The organism is Clostridium cellulovorans 743B (assembly GCF_000145275.1).
GTDB lineage: Bacteria > Bacillota > Clostridia > Clostridiales > Clostridiaceae > Clostridium_K > Clostridium_K cellulovorans.
On sequence record NC_014393.1, the window covers coordinates 315,029 to 329,250 of the forward strand.

Below are 14,222 nucleotides of genomic sequence, written 5' to 3' on the forward strand. Positions count from 1 at the left end.
AGAAAGTAGTCGGTTGAAGTTATTTACAATTGATTATAGTTTTTTATAGAGGAGGTGAGGTATATAGAAAAGCTTATAAATATAAAAACAATATTTTTTACAATAGTCGCAGTGTTGGGAGGGTTTTTAGCAAATGTATTAGGAGGCTTCGATGATTTGTTGATAGCCCTAATTATTTGCATGATCGCAGACTACATAACAGGATTAATAGTAGCATTAGTATTCAAAAACTCTACAAAGACACTAACTGGCAGAGCTCAAAGCAATGTCGGTTATATAGGCTTAGTAAAAAAAATATTTATTCTAATATTAATTATAGTAGTCAATCAGCTGGATATCATAACAAATACAAATGGTTTTCTGAGAAATGCAACGATTATGGGTTTCATAGTCAATGAGGTTTTATCATTAATAGAAAACGCTGGACTTATGGGGATAAGTTTGCCTGATCCAGTGATTAATGCAATAGAAATACTAAAGAGAAAAAGTGAGGAAAAGGGTTGATTTTAACTGTTGGTATCAATTTAGTTGATGGAAAAAGCATCATCGAAGGAACAAATTATAAGCTTGCTTCATTGGGTATTATAATATCTGTTTCCTTCGAAGAAGATACCATCAATTCTTAAGACTAGCTAGTGTTTCTTAATGAAAACCAAACAAAATAAGTATATATTTATAATGTAATATATTTGGAGGGGAGGCGCTATTATGCAGAGTATCAATGAAGGAATTTTCGGTATAGACGTAAGCAGATGGCAAGGAAATATTGATTGGAGTAGGGTAAAAGTTGCTGGAGTTAATATTGCAATAATCAAGGCCAGTGGAGCAGATGACGGATTTTATGAAGATTCTAGGTTCCAAACAAACTACCAAGGAGCAATAGCTTCAGGAATCAAGGTAGGAGCTTATCATTTCTTTACGGAATATGAAGATGCAATTGCACAAGCAGAATACTTCTCGAGTCTTTTAAGCGGAAAGACTTGGAATATCAAACCAGCAATTGATGTGGAAAGTGGTTTAGGTGATTCACAATTAACAGATAAGGTCATTACTTTCTGTGAGAGAGTTAAGGCATTGACTGGTATGGATTGTGTTATATACTGCAATACAAACTACGCAAGAAATGCTTTTGATAGCAGAGTAGCAAAATATCCATTATGGGTTGCTCATTATGGAGTAGATACTCCAGGGGATAATCCAATATGGGGACAGTGGGCTGGATTCCAGTATAGTTCTGATGAATACATAGATGGAATTACTGAAAACACAGTAGACAAGAATCGATTTACTGAAGCAATGTTCTTAAATGGATCAGTTGGATTAAGCGGAATTCAAATAGGAGAAGTTACAGCCTCAACAATAGCTCAAAGGGAAACATCCCCAACTATGAGTGGGCAAGATGCTGCTACATATATAGTGCAAGGTGGAGATACTTTAAGTGCCATTGCTGAGCAGTTCGGAACAAGCTGGCAAGTCTTAGCAGAAATCAACGGAATCTCTAATCCAGACTTAATACAAATAGGCCAAGCTCTAAGAATCTCAAAAACTCAAAATATATCTCAAGGGGAAGTATCAGCAGCAATAGCTCAGGGGGAAACATCAGCAGCTGTGGCTCAAGGAGGAACACCCTTAGCTTCAAGCGGACAAGGTACTGCTACATATATAGTGCAAGGTGAAGATACTTTAAGTACCATTGCTGAGCAGTTCGGAACAAGCTGGCAAGCCTTAGCAGAAATCAACGGAATCGCTAATCCAGACTTAATACAGATAGGACAAGTTTTAAGAATCTCAAAAGCCTCAGCAATAGCGCAAGGAGGAACATCTCCAGATTCAGGTGGACAAGGCAATACTACATATATAGTGCAAGGTGGAGATACATTAAGTGCTATAGCTCAAAGGTTTGGCACATCTTGGGAAAGTCTAGCACAATTAAATGGTTTGGCTAATCCAGATTTAATCTACGAGGGACAGGTACTTAGGATAGGTTAATTTTCATAGGTTTTAAAATAATGTTGAAAGTATAAGTCCCATTATTGAAACTTACTCAAGGTCCTATAGACATATTGAAAAATCAGTATATGCTAGGAAGGTTCTTTATCAAAAATTATATATATAAATTTTTAAGGGAAGCCATCTTGAAGCATACCGCCAAATATGGGACATATCCAACGTTTGGGGTACACTTCATTTTGGCATCCCTTAATTCGCTTTTTATTAATAAGGTGGATTAGCTTAACTTTAAGCTTTGCTCATTGCACTCAACCATATAAACTGAAACTTACATGCGATTAAACCAAAGCTTTCTATATTAATTTGAAGTGTTTAACAACTTAACTATATCTATCCTATAACTTGCTATATTCTTCTCTAATGAAACATTTAACCCCACCATTTAAAAACTCATGATAAAGTTCTAAACTATTTGCTTTTTCAACACAGCTTTTGAAATTCTCTAAAGTAGCTTCAGGGTTTTCTGTTTTTATTATTTGCTCAAGAATAAAGGCCTTATCTGGGTCTTTTCTAATTTATTGGTCTTCCAATTTTCTTATCCTGCCTCCACTTAGGAGCAGCCTCATCAACACCCCAATACTCATCTAAATTTATTATTTTCTCATCATAAAATCTAATAAAAGAAGTAGCGTGAGCGGAGAAACTATTATCTGAAAGCCATATTCTTGTAACTGAAATCACTAAATCATCTATTATTTCAAGCCTTTCAACTTCTCCACACCACTGACCAGGGTATTCACAATTTGCTATTATATATTCTTCAACAGTAAAACTTTCATTAGTATTATGCCAATTAATTATTGCATCTGGCCTAAAATATTCTTGAAGCTTTATAGGATTTTGGTTAGCAACATCTTCCCAAAATTGTAATACTCTCTTTTTGATATCCATATGGATTCTCCTTTATATAACTCTCAATTTAATATAAATAAGTATTATACTATAGATGATTAAGCTAGTAAATATAGTTAAACTATGATTGATATACAAATAACCACCATATACTTTCAAACTTTTTACCTCCTTATAGATCCTCATATACTAAATTTAAGTTATTGGTCATTATACAATTCAATATATTATGGAAGTTATGTTATAATAAATGCAATTAACTATTTTTGTTGAAATAACTGATTTATTGTAAGATAATAGAAATAAGGCTTGTAATTATATTATAACAATTAAGTGATAATTAGTTGAATATGCAAACAAATTATCAGATGATGTTGGTAGCTATATTATAATGAAGGGTAAGGGTGTGGTAATCAGTATAAGTAAGCTGATTTAATGCAAATTCAAAGACAAAATAATCTATAGTATGGATGTGATCTGATGAAAAATAAAAGTATTAACAAGGAAATAATTTTTTTAATAGTTAGCGTAATAGCTTTTGTTGCTATGTATATATTTGCCTTTGTAATTAAGCCTAAGCCGGTAAAAAATGCTGGACAAGAAGTTGTTATTGCCACAGAAAAAGATGCACCGGATAATTCTGAGGTTAAAGAAAATGATCAACAAGATAACTCAGAAGCTACCGAGGAAGAGAAGAAAACGAATAGAGAAATTGGACATTATCCAGCAGTCTCAGGAGAAGTTGGGGTTCTAGATGAGAAATATTCCTATGGAGATGTAAGACGATATGGAATCATTCCTGATAAAGATACTATATGGCATAATACTCAGTACATAAATAATGCATTTAATAATGGTAGTAAGCTAGGTTTTGAAGTGTTCTTTCCTAAAGGTTTTTACAAAACCCAGTTAAACATATCTCAAAGTAATTTAACTTTAGATTTTGAAGAAGGATCAGAAGTTACTGGCGGAGTATACATATATACTATTGATAATCAAAATAAAATAAAAAATGTAACAATAAAGGGTACGATAGTTACCTATGATAGATTTGCAGCTACAAATACTGATACTTTAATTGTTGATACTATCTATGTAAAAGGTGATGGAAGCAAGGCTACAGATTATCCAGGAATAAGAGGCAGAGGAGTTCATATATACAAGGGAACTACAAATATGCGTTGTAAATCCATTATAATAGATGATATCGATGGCAATGGAGAGAATAACTGTGCTGCTGTACAAATAGATGGTTACGTAGAAAATCCATCTAATTTATCTATAGATAAGATTTGGGTTAAGAAATCTGATGTCCATGGAGTTTATTTAACAGGAAATGGACATAAAATTGGTGAAATTCAAGTTGATGAATTTGGTGCTGGTGCCAACAAGCAGCCACAACCTATTGAGGATTCAGATGATTTAGAACAAAGCCAAGAATTAAAAGGTGTTTGGATCAATAGATGTGCAGATACAAAGATAGGCAAAATAACTGTTAAAAATCCAGATGAAACAAGAAAAAACGTAAAATATGATGTACTTTTAGATGAGACTGGAAAAGGTGCAAATACAAAAGGTGTAGAAATTGGTGAAATAATAAGTAATCCAATGGGTAAAAGTCTAGGTGTTGCAATCAATGATAAGAATTATCCTGGAAAGCAATGCATTTATAAAATTGGAACAATAACAATTGCTACGGATAGGAAAGACAAGCACTTTGTAAACATAAATTCAAAAGCTCAGGCTACAATAGAAACCATCAATATTAACGATTCCGCCTTAGTTCAAAATGATTCTGATGAAAGCACAATTTCAAATATAAAAACCAATTAAAGATTATAAATTGAGAGAAATCCTTTACTCTGAAGAGTTTAGGATTTATTTTTTATATTAAAATAAATCGATAGAAAGTATGTACAAGAACAAATTAATTGGGAATAGCATAAAAACAAAGTCATACAAAACATAGATAAAAGTAATTAATAGGAACGGTGAAGAAGGTGAATAGACTTGAGCAATCCAAGTTTATCCACCTTTTTTGTTAGTTTGAAGTACTATATTAATTCATTCAGATCCTTAAGTATTGTTATTTTTCCTCGTTCTAATTTAATGTAGCCTTCTTTCTCAATACTTTTTAGCTTTCGGCTTACAACCTCACGGACGGAATCAATCTCAAATGCTAATTGACTATGCGTTGCATAAATTATTGTACTATTTTTCTTAATAAGTAGTTTAAGAAGTCGAGACTCTAAAGATTCATGAATAAGAATCTCTTTATTTTCTATAACTTTACTAAATTTTTTGTATAAGTCCATATATATGTACATTAAAAATTCATTATTTTCCATGAGGTATTTTTCAACTATACCAAAGGGGATTATGCATACTTCTGAATCTTGGATTGCTTTGCCTATTATATTTAACGACTCTAGCTTTGACAAACAACTTAGGGCTTCGTGGCAAAATTCTCCTTGCTCTATGTTATAGAGGTTTGTCTCTTCTCCATCCTTGTTAATCTTTTGAATTTTAATTTTCCCCCTTAATACGAATAAAATCCCTGTACATACTGAGTTTATAGATGCTACGTATTCATCAGAATATACTGTTTTAAAGATTGCTTCAGTGCTTATAACGTTATTGTTTTCTTCATCAATTTTTTTTAATAGTGGATAAGCATCGTATAAAGCTCCAATATATTTTGATTTAGCATTTATTTGTCTATAATCACTCATTTTTATGTCCCCTTAACATTAATTCTTTGAGAGCCCTTAACATTAATTCATTACCAGTTTAATGTTAGTTATCTATTATTTTAACATTAACCGCCTACCAACTTAATGTTAATTTTCTGCTATGTTAATATTAATATGTATGTTTCATTAAAGTTATTTTATAACTTATGGTACTTACTTTAAAGTCTTATATAGTTTTATTTTTGAAACTTATATAATAGAATTAGCCCATAGATGCCAATATGATTAGCTCACGGAAAGTATTTTAAATAAGGATTAAATGCTATATGTTTTGAAAAATCGATGAATAGGTTTAATGGTGTTACTACATTACCGAAACGGAGGACTATTATGAAAATAAATACTATTAAAGAGAATAATGTTGAAATTGCTGTTGTAAACAGTAGTGATATATTGATAAAGGATGTTCAATCAGCGTTAGATTTTATAGGAACTGTAGGGTTTGAAACAGGATGTTATCATATAGTTTTGAATAAATCATCAATATGTGAGGATTTTTTTAACTTAAAAACAAAACTTGCAGGGGAAATATTACAGAAGTTTGTTAATTATCATGTGAAGATAGCTATTGTCGGTGATTTTTCTGTATACACAAGTAATAGCTTAAAAGATTTTATTTATGAGAGCAATAAAGGAAGAGATATTTTTTTCTTACCAGATGAGAAACAAGCAATTGAAAAATTAAGTCTAGCATAATCTATTTTGAAATTATATGCTCCATTAAAGCTGTTTCACAACTCAAGGTACTTGCTCACTCATAAATAAAGGTAAGGGGAATTAACCCTTACCTTGTATAAAACTTTAAGCATAATATATAAACAAATTTGTTTGTCAAAGATACTTGATTAGAGATTACATTAATCTACGGCGTTAGTCATTATATGTAATTTATTGCTAATATTTTTATTTTTAGCTTCACTATTTAAAGTTTCCCCCTTCATCATGTATATGGGTTTTGTTATTTGAGAACCTTTATTATAGCTTTCTACCCAGTAGCATAAGGCACTTTCATTAATTTTAGAGTCTGTAGCAGCTAAATCATCAGTTCCAATATAACCTTTTTTACTGCTTTTAAATTTATTAATTGCTTTCTTGGAAGAGATCACTGATTTATCACCGATTTTTTTATAATTTTTTATAGTTATTATCGCCGAAGCTATATTTCCTTCAGAATTAATATCAAACATTATTTTATCTGCGCCATATACATTTTTACCATCTAAAACTCTTTTAAAGATTACACCTAATAAGCCAAACTCTAGAGGTTTATTATTTGGACCCATTTCTGTTATATAACTTGGTTCAACTGAATTTCTCGATATATCCTGTATGTCCATAACTTTTAATATATCTTCACATTTTTCATATAATTTATTATTGTCAACTGTATTTATATCTATTTTGGTTTCAGGTCTAGTTAATAAATCATCAAAATAATTAAACCCTCCTGTATTTTTAAATACCTCCAAGGTTTTACTACCCTCAGTAATAAAGAACCTCTCTTCGTTTTCATCAACACTGTAGTCATCTGTAAAGCCAAAAGCTTTCAATGCTTTTTCTTTATCATCTGTTATATTTGTAGGTCTTTCTATTTCGTATATTGCAACTTTACCTGATTCATTCGATAAAGTTGAGCTATCTATTTTTTCTATATTTATATGGTTTCCTGTAGCATCTGGAGAAAAATCAACAGAGTATTTTTTATTAGCTATTTCTGTGTAAATGCCTCTAGCTATAAAAATACCTATAACAAAAACCATCACATATGAAACTTTGATTTTCTTGATTTTTTTCATATTTTTCAACCCCAATTCTTTTTTACTTTTCCGTTACTTTATTAAGCTCACTAAAGCATAATCATCATATGTGTTAGCAAGATAAGGATAGCTTTATACAATATGATTAGATGAATTATTAGGATAAGAACTATCTTTATACAATATAACACATTTTCATAAAATTGGAACATATTACTTAAGTATAAATTGGATAAGTTCTATTTAAAAACAAAAAGAGAAAAGATTAAAGCTCTAATCTTTTCTCTTTCAACTATAAGAAACTATTTTGAAGTTACTTTTTCATAGCCGATTGATTTTCTAGGACATGAAGTTACACATTGTCCACATTGTATACAATCAGGATGACTTAATACGTCACCTTTATATTCATAAGGAACTATTCCTAATGGACATTTCTTTTCGCATAACTTACAAGAAACGCAAGAGTTTGATACATGTAATACATTTTTACTTTTTCTAAATTTTGATATAACCGATGCTATAGTTCCCATAGGGCAGAAATGGCACCAGGTTCTATGATTATAGAATAAAGATAACACAACTCCAATGATAGTTGTAACCACGATCATTCTATAAAATACCATACCTATACCATAAAGGTTACCCCAATTTTCCTTAATTCCAATGGTGAATATAGTCATCATAAGTATTAAAACTACAGCTCTAAAGTAATAAGACTTTAGGAATTTAGGGACTTTTCTTTTCTTACTGAATTTAGAAACTACGTTATCATAAAAGTTTCCTCTTGGACATAAATTTCCGCACCAAAATCTCCCTTTAAAGATAGACACAATTATTGGCGCTACCATACAAATTATTGCGGCTATTGCAAATCTCAAATCAAGTAGCCCTAACAATATAAAAGCAACTAGACCTACAAAGGAATACTTTTTCCAAAATTTTAAGAACTTATCCAAACAAAACACCCCCCGATTTATTGTATTGATAAAAAACATCATATAAACAGAGTTCTTAGTTTCAGGTGGAGTTTTTACTCCATCTGAAATTTATTAACAGAATTCTTAGCATCTTTGATGATTAGAAGTCGTTATCCTTTAGGAGAAATCGTTATCCAGAGACGTAGTAGCCGTTAACTCCCACTTTGTAGAAGATGAGAGAGTTACGGATAGTAGTCATCGGATCAATTTTTATGTGGCTTATTTAATCCTTTTTTAGTATACGACATAGAGAGAGATTTGCTTGTGACTTTGTCACTGAACTAAACATCGGCGAAAATAAAAAAAGGTAAGCTGTATATTGATTTCATAACAGCTTACCATTACTGACTTTATTAAGTTGAAACTATTACAATAATGTTTCTACATTAAATCCATATAAATTGATAAAACAATGTAGATTTTTAATGGGAACATTTATATTTTATTTATGCCATATTATTTCCTCTTCATCATAAAGAAATGATTTAGTACCCTCGGTTATTATAAATTCTGATGCTCTAGTAGGTATAGTCTCTCTGGATCTGATGACTCCAGTATTGAAGATTTTAAATCTATCCTCTATAGCAGGAAGATTGGGGATTTTTTCTACAAGAATATTATGAAGCTTATCTCGTGAAGATTGATCTGCAAATTGTATGTCATCAGAATCAGAAGAGGATTGGTAGTTATAAGTATCTGAAAATTTAAAACGAAGCTGAGTAAATATCCTATTTGTTTTATTAAATTCCAAGCTATATTCAGTAGCGTTTTCTTTCTCTTCTATAGCAGTAAGTTTAAATTCTTCTCCATTAAAATTAAAGGTAAGTGGTAAGTTGTTTTTGTCTATTTTATAAATATTCGAGTTACCAAAATCATAAGTTACGCTAAGATTTAACAACCTTATTCCTATCTCACTTACTTCTTTGTAATAGATAGAATTAAATTCCTGTGTTCCATGAATGCCTTTATTATCTTCTGAACCAAAGACAGTATATTCACCAACAGTATTAGAACTGGTTTCCCCTAAATTTAGTCCATAACTATGTGAAACATTAGCAATATTATAGTCATTATCTAATCTTATAGAAAAAGTAGGGAATATATCAGTTATACTTTTATCCTTTGGAATAAAGTTATAATCGAAAACACTTTTCAAAACTCCCACCTGTAAGGAATTAATTTTTAACGTGCCTATATCAAGAGCATATTCCTTATTTATTGAGAGCGTTTTAATTGGCTGCATAGGTATTTGCATTTTTAAATTCCAATCAACCTTTAAGTCGTCCTTTGGGTTTATAAGCGAAGTTACTTTATCAAAGAGTTTATTTGAGTTTTGATCATCATTAAAAGTAAGCGTATTTATTTTTATAGTTATAGGATTATCACGCATATAATCCACAGCAGCATTGCTTAGAGTAATGAGAAAAGCTTTTTCCTTGTTATCACAATACGGATCAGGAAGAGAAAAACCCCACTCCGTAAATTGAGTACCATCTTTATCACCAAAGGTAATTTCATCTATAGAATATCTTGGGTCAGAGACATCATAAATAACTTCCATCCCTGTAGCATCTGCCACAATTTCTTTAATTCTAAATTCAACATCTTTATATTTAAAGGTTTCGTTCACCTCAGTTATGTTTTTATTTTCACGAGCTAAATCTATTTCTTGACTATATAAGATGCTGTTATTATATTTAGCAACGGCGAGGGCAGAACCAGGCAATATTATGAACAAGGAAATGATAGCAGCAGCAGCTTTGTATATATGTTTTTTTCTTTTTTTATCTTTGATATGTTTTCTAAGGTTTTTTTCAACATTATTCATCAAATCTTCAGGAATATTAGTACTCATTTTTCATACCTCCATTTTTTTCTCTTAAATAAGCTAAGCTTCTGTAAATTCTTGTTTTTATTGTACTCAATGGCATGTCCATTATCATTGCGATATCTTTTATTGAGTAATCCTTTAAATATCGAAGTACAATTATTTCTCTATCATCCTCTTTTAGTTTACAAAGTAAATCCTCTATAATAAGCTTGTCATCTACAGATTGATAAGAAAACTCATCTCGTATATTATGTAGATCCTCTTCAGAAGATGGAGACTTTGAAGTTTTTACATTTTTTCTACACACATTTATCAGTATAGAAATGAACCAACAATAAAACTTTTCTTCACTTCTCAACTGTTTTAACTTGTCAAAGGCTTTTATTGAAGCTTCAGAGATGCAATCTTCAGCATCATATGGATTCTTGGTATATGAGAAGGCGATATTATAAATCAGAGATTCCTTTTCTTTTAAAAGCTCCATAAATGCAGAGATATCTCCATTCTTACTTTTTTGAACAAAGTCTTGTAAGTTATACATTTTTTCTTCCTTTCAATGCTGCAGCAATTTTCTTTACATAGGTTAGATATTTTAGCGGTATGAAAAGTTTCAATATATAAAAAAGTTTTTTTAGCAGTAATCATGACAATATATAAAAAAAGTTTTTTCTAGTAATAATATATAAGCTTATCTAATAATAGCTACTCTGAGCAAATAATTAGGTATAGAGGTATTTTAATACATGTTAGAATTTTTTTATATAAGCATTTTATTAGAGGATGTTTTAATTAAGTAGGGGATTTGATACACATTTCTAGATTTGCTACAATTATGTTACATTGAAGGCAGGTTATAAAAAAGACTAATTAAACAAAGGGGATAAATATTAAATGATAACTAATATATATTTTGTTAGACATGCTAATTCATCATATACTCCTGATGAATTAAATAGGCCATTATCTGAAAATGGGGTAAAGGATGCCCAAAGGGTAACAGAATTACTATCACATGAAAATATAAGTAAGGTTATATCAAGTCCGTATAAACGTGCTATTCAAACGGTTGAAGGCGTATCAAATCATTTCGGATTATCTATTTCAATAGATGAAGGATTTAGAGAAAGAAAACTTGCTGAGGGAGCAGTTACAAATTTTGATGAAGTAATTTTGAAGTATTGGGAAAACTTCGATTTCTGCATTCACGGAGGTGAAACAGCTTACGATGCCCAACATAGAGGTGTAGAGTCTCTTAAAAATGTTTTAAATAGATATTGCGGAGAAAATATTGTTATTGGAACTCATGGAAATATTATGGTGATAATAATGAATTATTATGATAAAAAATATAATTACGTTTTCTGGAAAGATTTGAATATGCCAGATATATATAAATTAATCTTTAAAGATAATAATTTAGTCGGTGTAGAACATATTTGGTCATGATTTTCTAACCTATGAAATGTAGAACTATTAAAGTGTGTTAATGAAAATAAGTCTTCTAATGATGGGCATATAAATATAGTAATGTTGAATTTAGGTATAAATAACTTTGAAAAGCCAGATGAAGTTATTATGTTGTGCGATATAATGTAAAATTATACTTAAAAAACCGACGCAAGTCTATATAGGGTATTAATATAAAAAGTTTATAAAAAACTAGTGTTTAAACTACTAACAAGCTAAAATTAACTGCTTAACTGAAAAAGGGGGATTATTAATGAATAATAACAATGTGGACAAACAGTATAATTCTATGTCATATTTTTATGATGTTCTATATTCTGGTTGTGATATAAAGGACTGGGAAAATGACTTTATAAATGAACATAAAGATTTATTAAAAAACCTTGAAGACAATGCTAAAGTGTTAGACAGTTCGTGTGGTAATGGAATTCAAGCAACAGCACTAAAGCGATATGGTATTGATGTTATTGGTACGGATATTAGTGAGGAAATGATAAATCTAACTAAGCAATATGCAGAAAGCAATAATTTACTTTTTCCTACTAAACAATTGAGTTGGGCAGAGCTGCCTGATAATTTTGGCGAAGATTTTGATATTGTTTTTTGTTATGGGAATTCAATTTGCCATAGTACTGATAAAGAAGATATGTTAAACAATATAAAATCCTTATACAAGATAACTAAAAATGGTGGCAAGATTGTTATTGATACAAGAAACTGGGACAAGGTGATAAAAGAGAATATAAGATTCAACGGAAGTGGTGTGAAAAAGCACCTTGATAAGACTTATGTATACACATACATTTGGAATTTAAATGGCTTTGATCAGCGTGGTAATGTTGAAATTGTATTCATTGATATTACCGATGAGAAAGACGCGAAATGCATTCCTTTTAGATTAGATTTTACTCCATTTAAACATGATGAATTTATCAGCAGATTAAAAAGTTGTGGATTAAGAGTTGTGAAAGATAGTTTCCATGAAAGTAGTGACACCTATTCAGTAATATTACAAAAATAAATATAAGTTTTAATTAAGGGGGCTAAATAATGGAATTTCAAGTTGAAAACATGGGTGCTCATTTCGATAAATGTGCTTCAGATTATGACAGACACTTTTATGAAGATCTTGGTATGTGTGAGTTCTATGATGAAATAGAAAAACAGATTAAAGCATGTGGAGAGCCTAAAAATATTTTGGTCCTTGGCTGTGGCACAGGACTAGAAGTAGAAAGGATCAAACATTCCGCGACAGTTACAGCCATTGATATTTCGCCTGGAATGCTGCAAGAGTTAAAAAAGAAGGAATTGCATCTTAATGTAACACTAAATATTGTCTGTGGTTCTTATTTTGATGTTCAGTTTGAAGAAAATCATTTTGATTTGGTGCTTTCTACATATTCTTTACATCACTTTACTATAGAACAAAAGACAGAACTCTATAAAAAGATATATGATTGTTTGAAGGTAGAGGGCTATTTTATAAATGGTGATACTGCTTGTCGGGATAAGGAAACAGAAATCAAAATGTTAAGTTATGCTAAGGACTTATATGAAAGAGAACAAGCTCCTTTTGGAAGTATTCATATTGATATTCCTCTCGCATTGGATACTGAACTTGACCTACTTTCTGACACTGGCTTTAACAATATATCATTAGAGAGAAGATGGAATAAGGCAGCGTTAATTAAATCTGTAAAATAGCAGGTTGGAAAAATTGGAACAATGTATTTTCAAATTTGGAAAGTAGATTAAATAATATCGCAAGTGCAAAAGGGGAAATTGCATTTAATATTCCTATGGCATATATCGGGTGCGAGAAATCAGATATAAATATAACTTAGTGTATGGTTTAATATAATGTTGAAATATAGACTAATAAAATTATAGGTGGGATTGTCCACCTATAATACTCAATATAAGAATATTGTTCATTAGATATATTTTTTATTTTCTTCTTTCATATGTATAATATGTATATGGTATTTCAGCATCAATTCGCTCTTCATAAGATTTTATAAAATCATCAGAAGAAATCTCTGGAAAATATACATTACCATCAATAATTTTATCTATAACTGTAATATATATTCTATCTGCATAGGTAAATGACTCCTTGTATACCTGTCCACCACCAGCAACAAATACTTCGTCTTCATCCTTTGTTAAGTCGAATGCTTCCGAAAGCGAATTTACAGTTGTACAATTCTCTGATTCAATACATTGTGTATTTGAGATAAGTATTGTTTTTCTGTTAGGTAGTGGCTTACCTATTTCTTCAAAAGATTTTCTTCCCATGATTATTGTCTTGCCTATCGTTAATTCTTTAAATCTTTTTTGTTCACCCTTTATTTTCCATGGGATAATACCATTATTTCCTATTACATTATTTTTTGCTACCGCAACTATTAATGAAATCATAACTATCCGCCTTTCATTAGTTCATAATAAATTACTATTGTTCATTAGATTATAGTTTTACATAATATTTATTATAATACAGTTTACAAAGTATTACATATATCTAAATATATTGACTCTAACTTATTGCACTACTTTGTTTACTTGTAAG

General features: G+C 30.5%; 15 protein-coding genes. 8 read left to right on the plus strand and 7 right to left on the minus strand.

Translation table 11 applies throughout. The annotated features are described in order from the left end of the window. Positions 1-111 precede the first annotated feature (111 nt). From CLOCEL_RS01275 to CLOCEL_RS01280, 3 genes are all read left to right on the plus strand, one after another. Positions 112-504, plus strand: a complete 393-nt coding sequence (locus CLOCEL_RS01275) for a phage holin family protein (RefSeq protein ID WP_242655248.1) — start codon at positions 112-114, stop codon at positions 502-504. Then, positions 501-626: a hypothetical protein gene (locus CLOCEL_RS23615; protein ID WP_010075224.1), complete on the plus strand. Its 126-nt coding sequence runs from the start codon at positions 501-503 to the stop codon at positions 624-626. The genes CLOCEL_RS01275 and CLOCEL_RS23615 overlap by 4 nt, the downstream gene beginning before the upstream one ends. Positions 627-708: 82 nt before the next feature. Next, positions 709-1,989: a LysM peptidoglycan-binding domain-containing protein gene (locus CLOCEL_RS01280; RefSeq protein ID WP_010075223.1), complete on the plus strand. Its 1,281-nt coding sequence runs from the start codon at positions 709-711 to the stop codon at positions 1,987-1,989. A 531-nt stretch (positions 1,990-2,520) separates the two neighbouring features. Here the strand turns inward: CLOCEL_RS01280 and CLOCEL_RS01285 are convergent. Next, positions 2,521-2,901, minus strand: coding sequence for a hypothetical protein (locus tag CLOCEL_RS01285; protein ID WP_010075222.1), 381 nt, complete (start codon positions 2,899-2,901; stop codon positions 2,521-2,523). A 441-nt stretch (positions 2,902-3,342) separates the two neighbouring features. Between CLOCEL_RS01285 and CLOCEL_RS01290 the strand changes: the two genes are divergently transcribed. Beyond that, the gene (locus CLOCEL_RS01290; protein ID WP_010075221.1) at positions 3,343-4,695 is read left to right on the plus strand and encodes a hypothetical protein; all 1,353 of its coding nucleotides are present in this window, start codon (positions 3,343-3,345) and stop codon (positions 4,693-4,695) included. Between the two features lie 221 nt (positions 4,696-4,916). On the opposite strand, the gene CLOCEL_RS01295 is transcribed toward CLOCEL_RS01290, so the two are convergent. Next, entirely contained in the window at positions 4,917-5,594 is a 678-nt protein-coding gene (locus CLOCEL_RS01295) for a Crp/Fnr family transcriptional regulator (RefSeq protein ID WP_010075220.1), read from the minus strand. 351 nt (positions 5,595-5,945) lie between these two features. Between CLOCEL_RS01295 and CLOCEL_RS01300 the strand changes: the two genes are divergently transcribed. After that, on the plus strand, positions 5,946-6,311 hold the full coding sequence (locus CLOCEL_RS01300; protein ID WP_010075219.1) for a DUF4180 domain-containing protein: 366 nt from the start codon (positions 5,946-5,948) through the stop codon (positions 6,309-6,311). Between the two features lie 161 nt (positions 6,312-6,472). On the opposite strand, the gene CLOCEL_RS01305 is transcribed toward CLOCEL_RS01300, so the two are convergent. The 4 genes from CLOCEL_RS01305 to CLOCEL_RS01320 all read right to left on the minus strand — a co-directional run bounded on the left by CLOCEL_RS01305 (position 6,473) and on the right by CLOCEL_RS01320 (position 10,724). Then, a complete protein-coding gene (locus CLOCEL_RS01305) occupies positions 6,473-7,411 on the minus strand; it encodes a hypothetical protein (protein WP_010075218.1) in 939 nt (312 codons plus the stop codon). Positions 7,412-7,674: 263 nt separating this feature from the next. Continuing rightward, positions 7,675-8,331 carry a 4Fe-4S binding protein gene (locus CLOCEL_RS01310; RefSeq protein WP_010075217.1) on the minus strand — a complete coding sequence of 219 codons (657 nt, stop codon included), beginning with the start codon at positions 8,329-8,331 and terminating at the stop codon, positions 7,675-7,677. Positions 8,332-8,794: 463 nt separating this feature from the next. Continuing rightward, positions 8,795-10,207 (minus strand): DUF4179 domain-containing protein, encoded by a 1,413-nt coding sequence (locus CLOCEL_RS01315; protein WP_010075216.1) that lies wholly within the window; start codon positions 10,205-10,207, stop codon positions 8,795-8,797. Beyond that, complete coding sequence (locus tag CLOCEL_RS01320; protein ID WP_010075215.1) at positions 10,197-10,724, minus strand: RNA polymerase sigma factor; 528 nt, start codon at positions 10,722-10,724, stop codon at positions 10,197-10,199. Before CLOCEL_RS01320 ends, CLOCEL_RS01315 begins: the two co-directional genes overlap by 11 nt. 350 nt (positions 10,725-11,074) lie before the next feature. On the opposite strand from CLOCEL_RS01320, the gene CLOCEL_RS01325 reads away from it, so the two are divergent. The 3 genes from CLOCEL_RS01325 to CLOCEL_RS01335 all read left to right on the plus strand — a co-directional run bounded on the left by CLOCEL_RS01325 (position 11,075) and on the right by CLOCEL_RS01335 (position 13,354). Beyond that, positions 11,075-11,629 (plus strand): histidine phosphatase family protein, encoded by a 555-nt coding sequence (locus tag CLOCEL_RS01325; RefSeq protein WP_010075214.1) that lies wholly within the window; start codon positions 11,075-11,077, stop codon positions 11,627-11,629. Between the two features lie 274 nt (positions 11,630-11,903). Then, positions 11,904-12,671 (plus strand): class I SAM-dependent methyltransferase, encoded by a 768-nt coding sequence (locus CLOCEL_RS01330; RefSeq protein WP_010075213.1) that lies wholly within the window; start codon positions 11,904-11,906, stop codon positions 12,669-12,671. Between the two features lie 29 nt (positions 12,672-12,700). Next, entirely contained in the window at positions 12,701-13,354 is a 654-nt protein-coding gene (locus CLOCEL_RS01335; protein WP_010075212.1) for a class I SAM-dependent methyltransferase, read from the plus strand. A 243-nt stretch (positions 13,355-13,597) separates the two neighbouring features. Here the strand turns inward: CLOCEL_RS01335 and CLOCEL_RS01340 are convergent, their stop codons facing one another. Beyond that, a complete protein-coding gene (locus CLOCEL_RS01340) occupies positions 13,598-14,071 on the minus strand; it encodes a dihydrofolate reductase (RefSeq protein WP_010075211.1) in 474 nt (157 codons plus the stop codon). Positions 14,072-14,222: the final 151 nt, after the last annotated feature.

What these genes read in the sequence shown, in the direction of transcription:
- CLOCEL_RS01280 (WP_010075223.1), top strand. Translation starts at nt 709, where the DNA reads ATGCAGAGTATCAATGAAGGAATTTTCGGTATAGACGTAAGCAGATGG.
- CLOCEL_RS01285 (WP_010075222.1), bottom strand. Translation starts at nt 2,901, where the DNA reads ATGGATATCAAAAAGAGAGTATTACAATTTTGGGAAGATGTTGCTAAC.
- CLOCEL_RS01290 (WP_010075221.1), top strand. Translation starts at nt 3,343, where the DNA reads ATGAAAAATAAAAGTATTAACAAGGAAATAATTTTTTTAATAGTTAGC.
- CLOCEL_RS01295 (WP_010075220.1), bottom strand. Translation starts at nt 5,594, where the DNA reads ATGAGTGATTATAGACAAATAAATGCTAAATCAAAATATATTGGAGCT.
- CLOCEL_RS01300 (WP_010075219.1), top strand. Translation starts at nt 5,946, where the DNA reads ATGAAAATAAATACTATTAAAGAGAATAATGTTGAAATTGCTGTTGTA.
- CLOCEL_RS01305 (WP_010075218.1), bottom strand. Translation starts at nt 7,411, where the DNA reads ATGAAAAAAATCAAGAAAATCAAAGTTTCATATGTGATGGTTTTTGTT.
- CLOCEL_RS01315 (WP_010075216.1), bottom strand. Translation starts at nt 10,207, where the DNA reads ATGAGTACTAATATTCCTGAAGATTTGATGAATAATGTTGAAAAAAAC.
- CLOCEL_RS01320 (WP_010075215.1), bottom strand. Translation starts at nt 10,724, where the DNA reads ATGTATAACTTACAAGACTTTGTTCAAAAAAGTAAGAATGGAGATATC.
- CLOCEL_RS01325 (WP_010075214.1), top strand. Translation starts at nt 11,075, where the DNA reads ATGATAACTAATATATATTTTGTTAGACATGCTAATTCATCATATACT.
- CLOCEL_RS01330 (WP_010075213.1), top strand. Translation starts at nt 11,904, where the DNA reads ATGAATAATAACAATGTGGACAAACAGTATAATTCTATGTCATATTTT.
- CLOCEL_RS01335 (WP_010075212.1), top strand. Translation starts at nt 12,701, where the DNA reads ATGGAATTTCAAGTTGAAAACATGGGTGCTCATTTCGATAAATGTGCT.
- CLOCEL_RS01340 (WP_010075211.1), bottom strand. Translation starts at nt 14,071, where the DNA reads ATGATTTCATTAATAGTTGCGGTAGCAAAAAATAATGTAATAGGAAAT.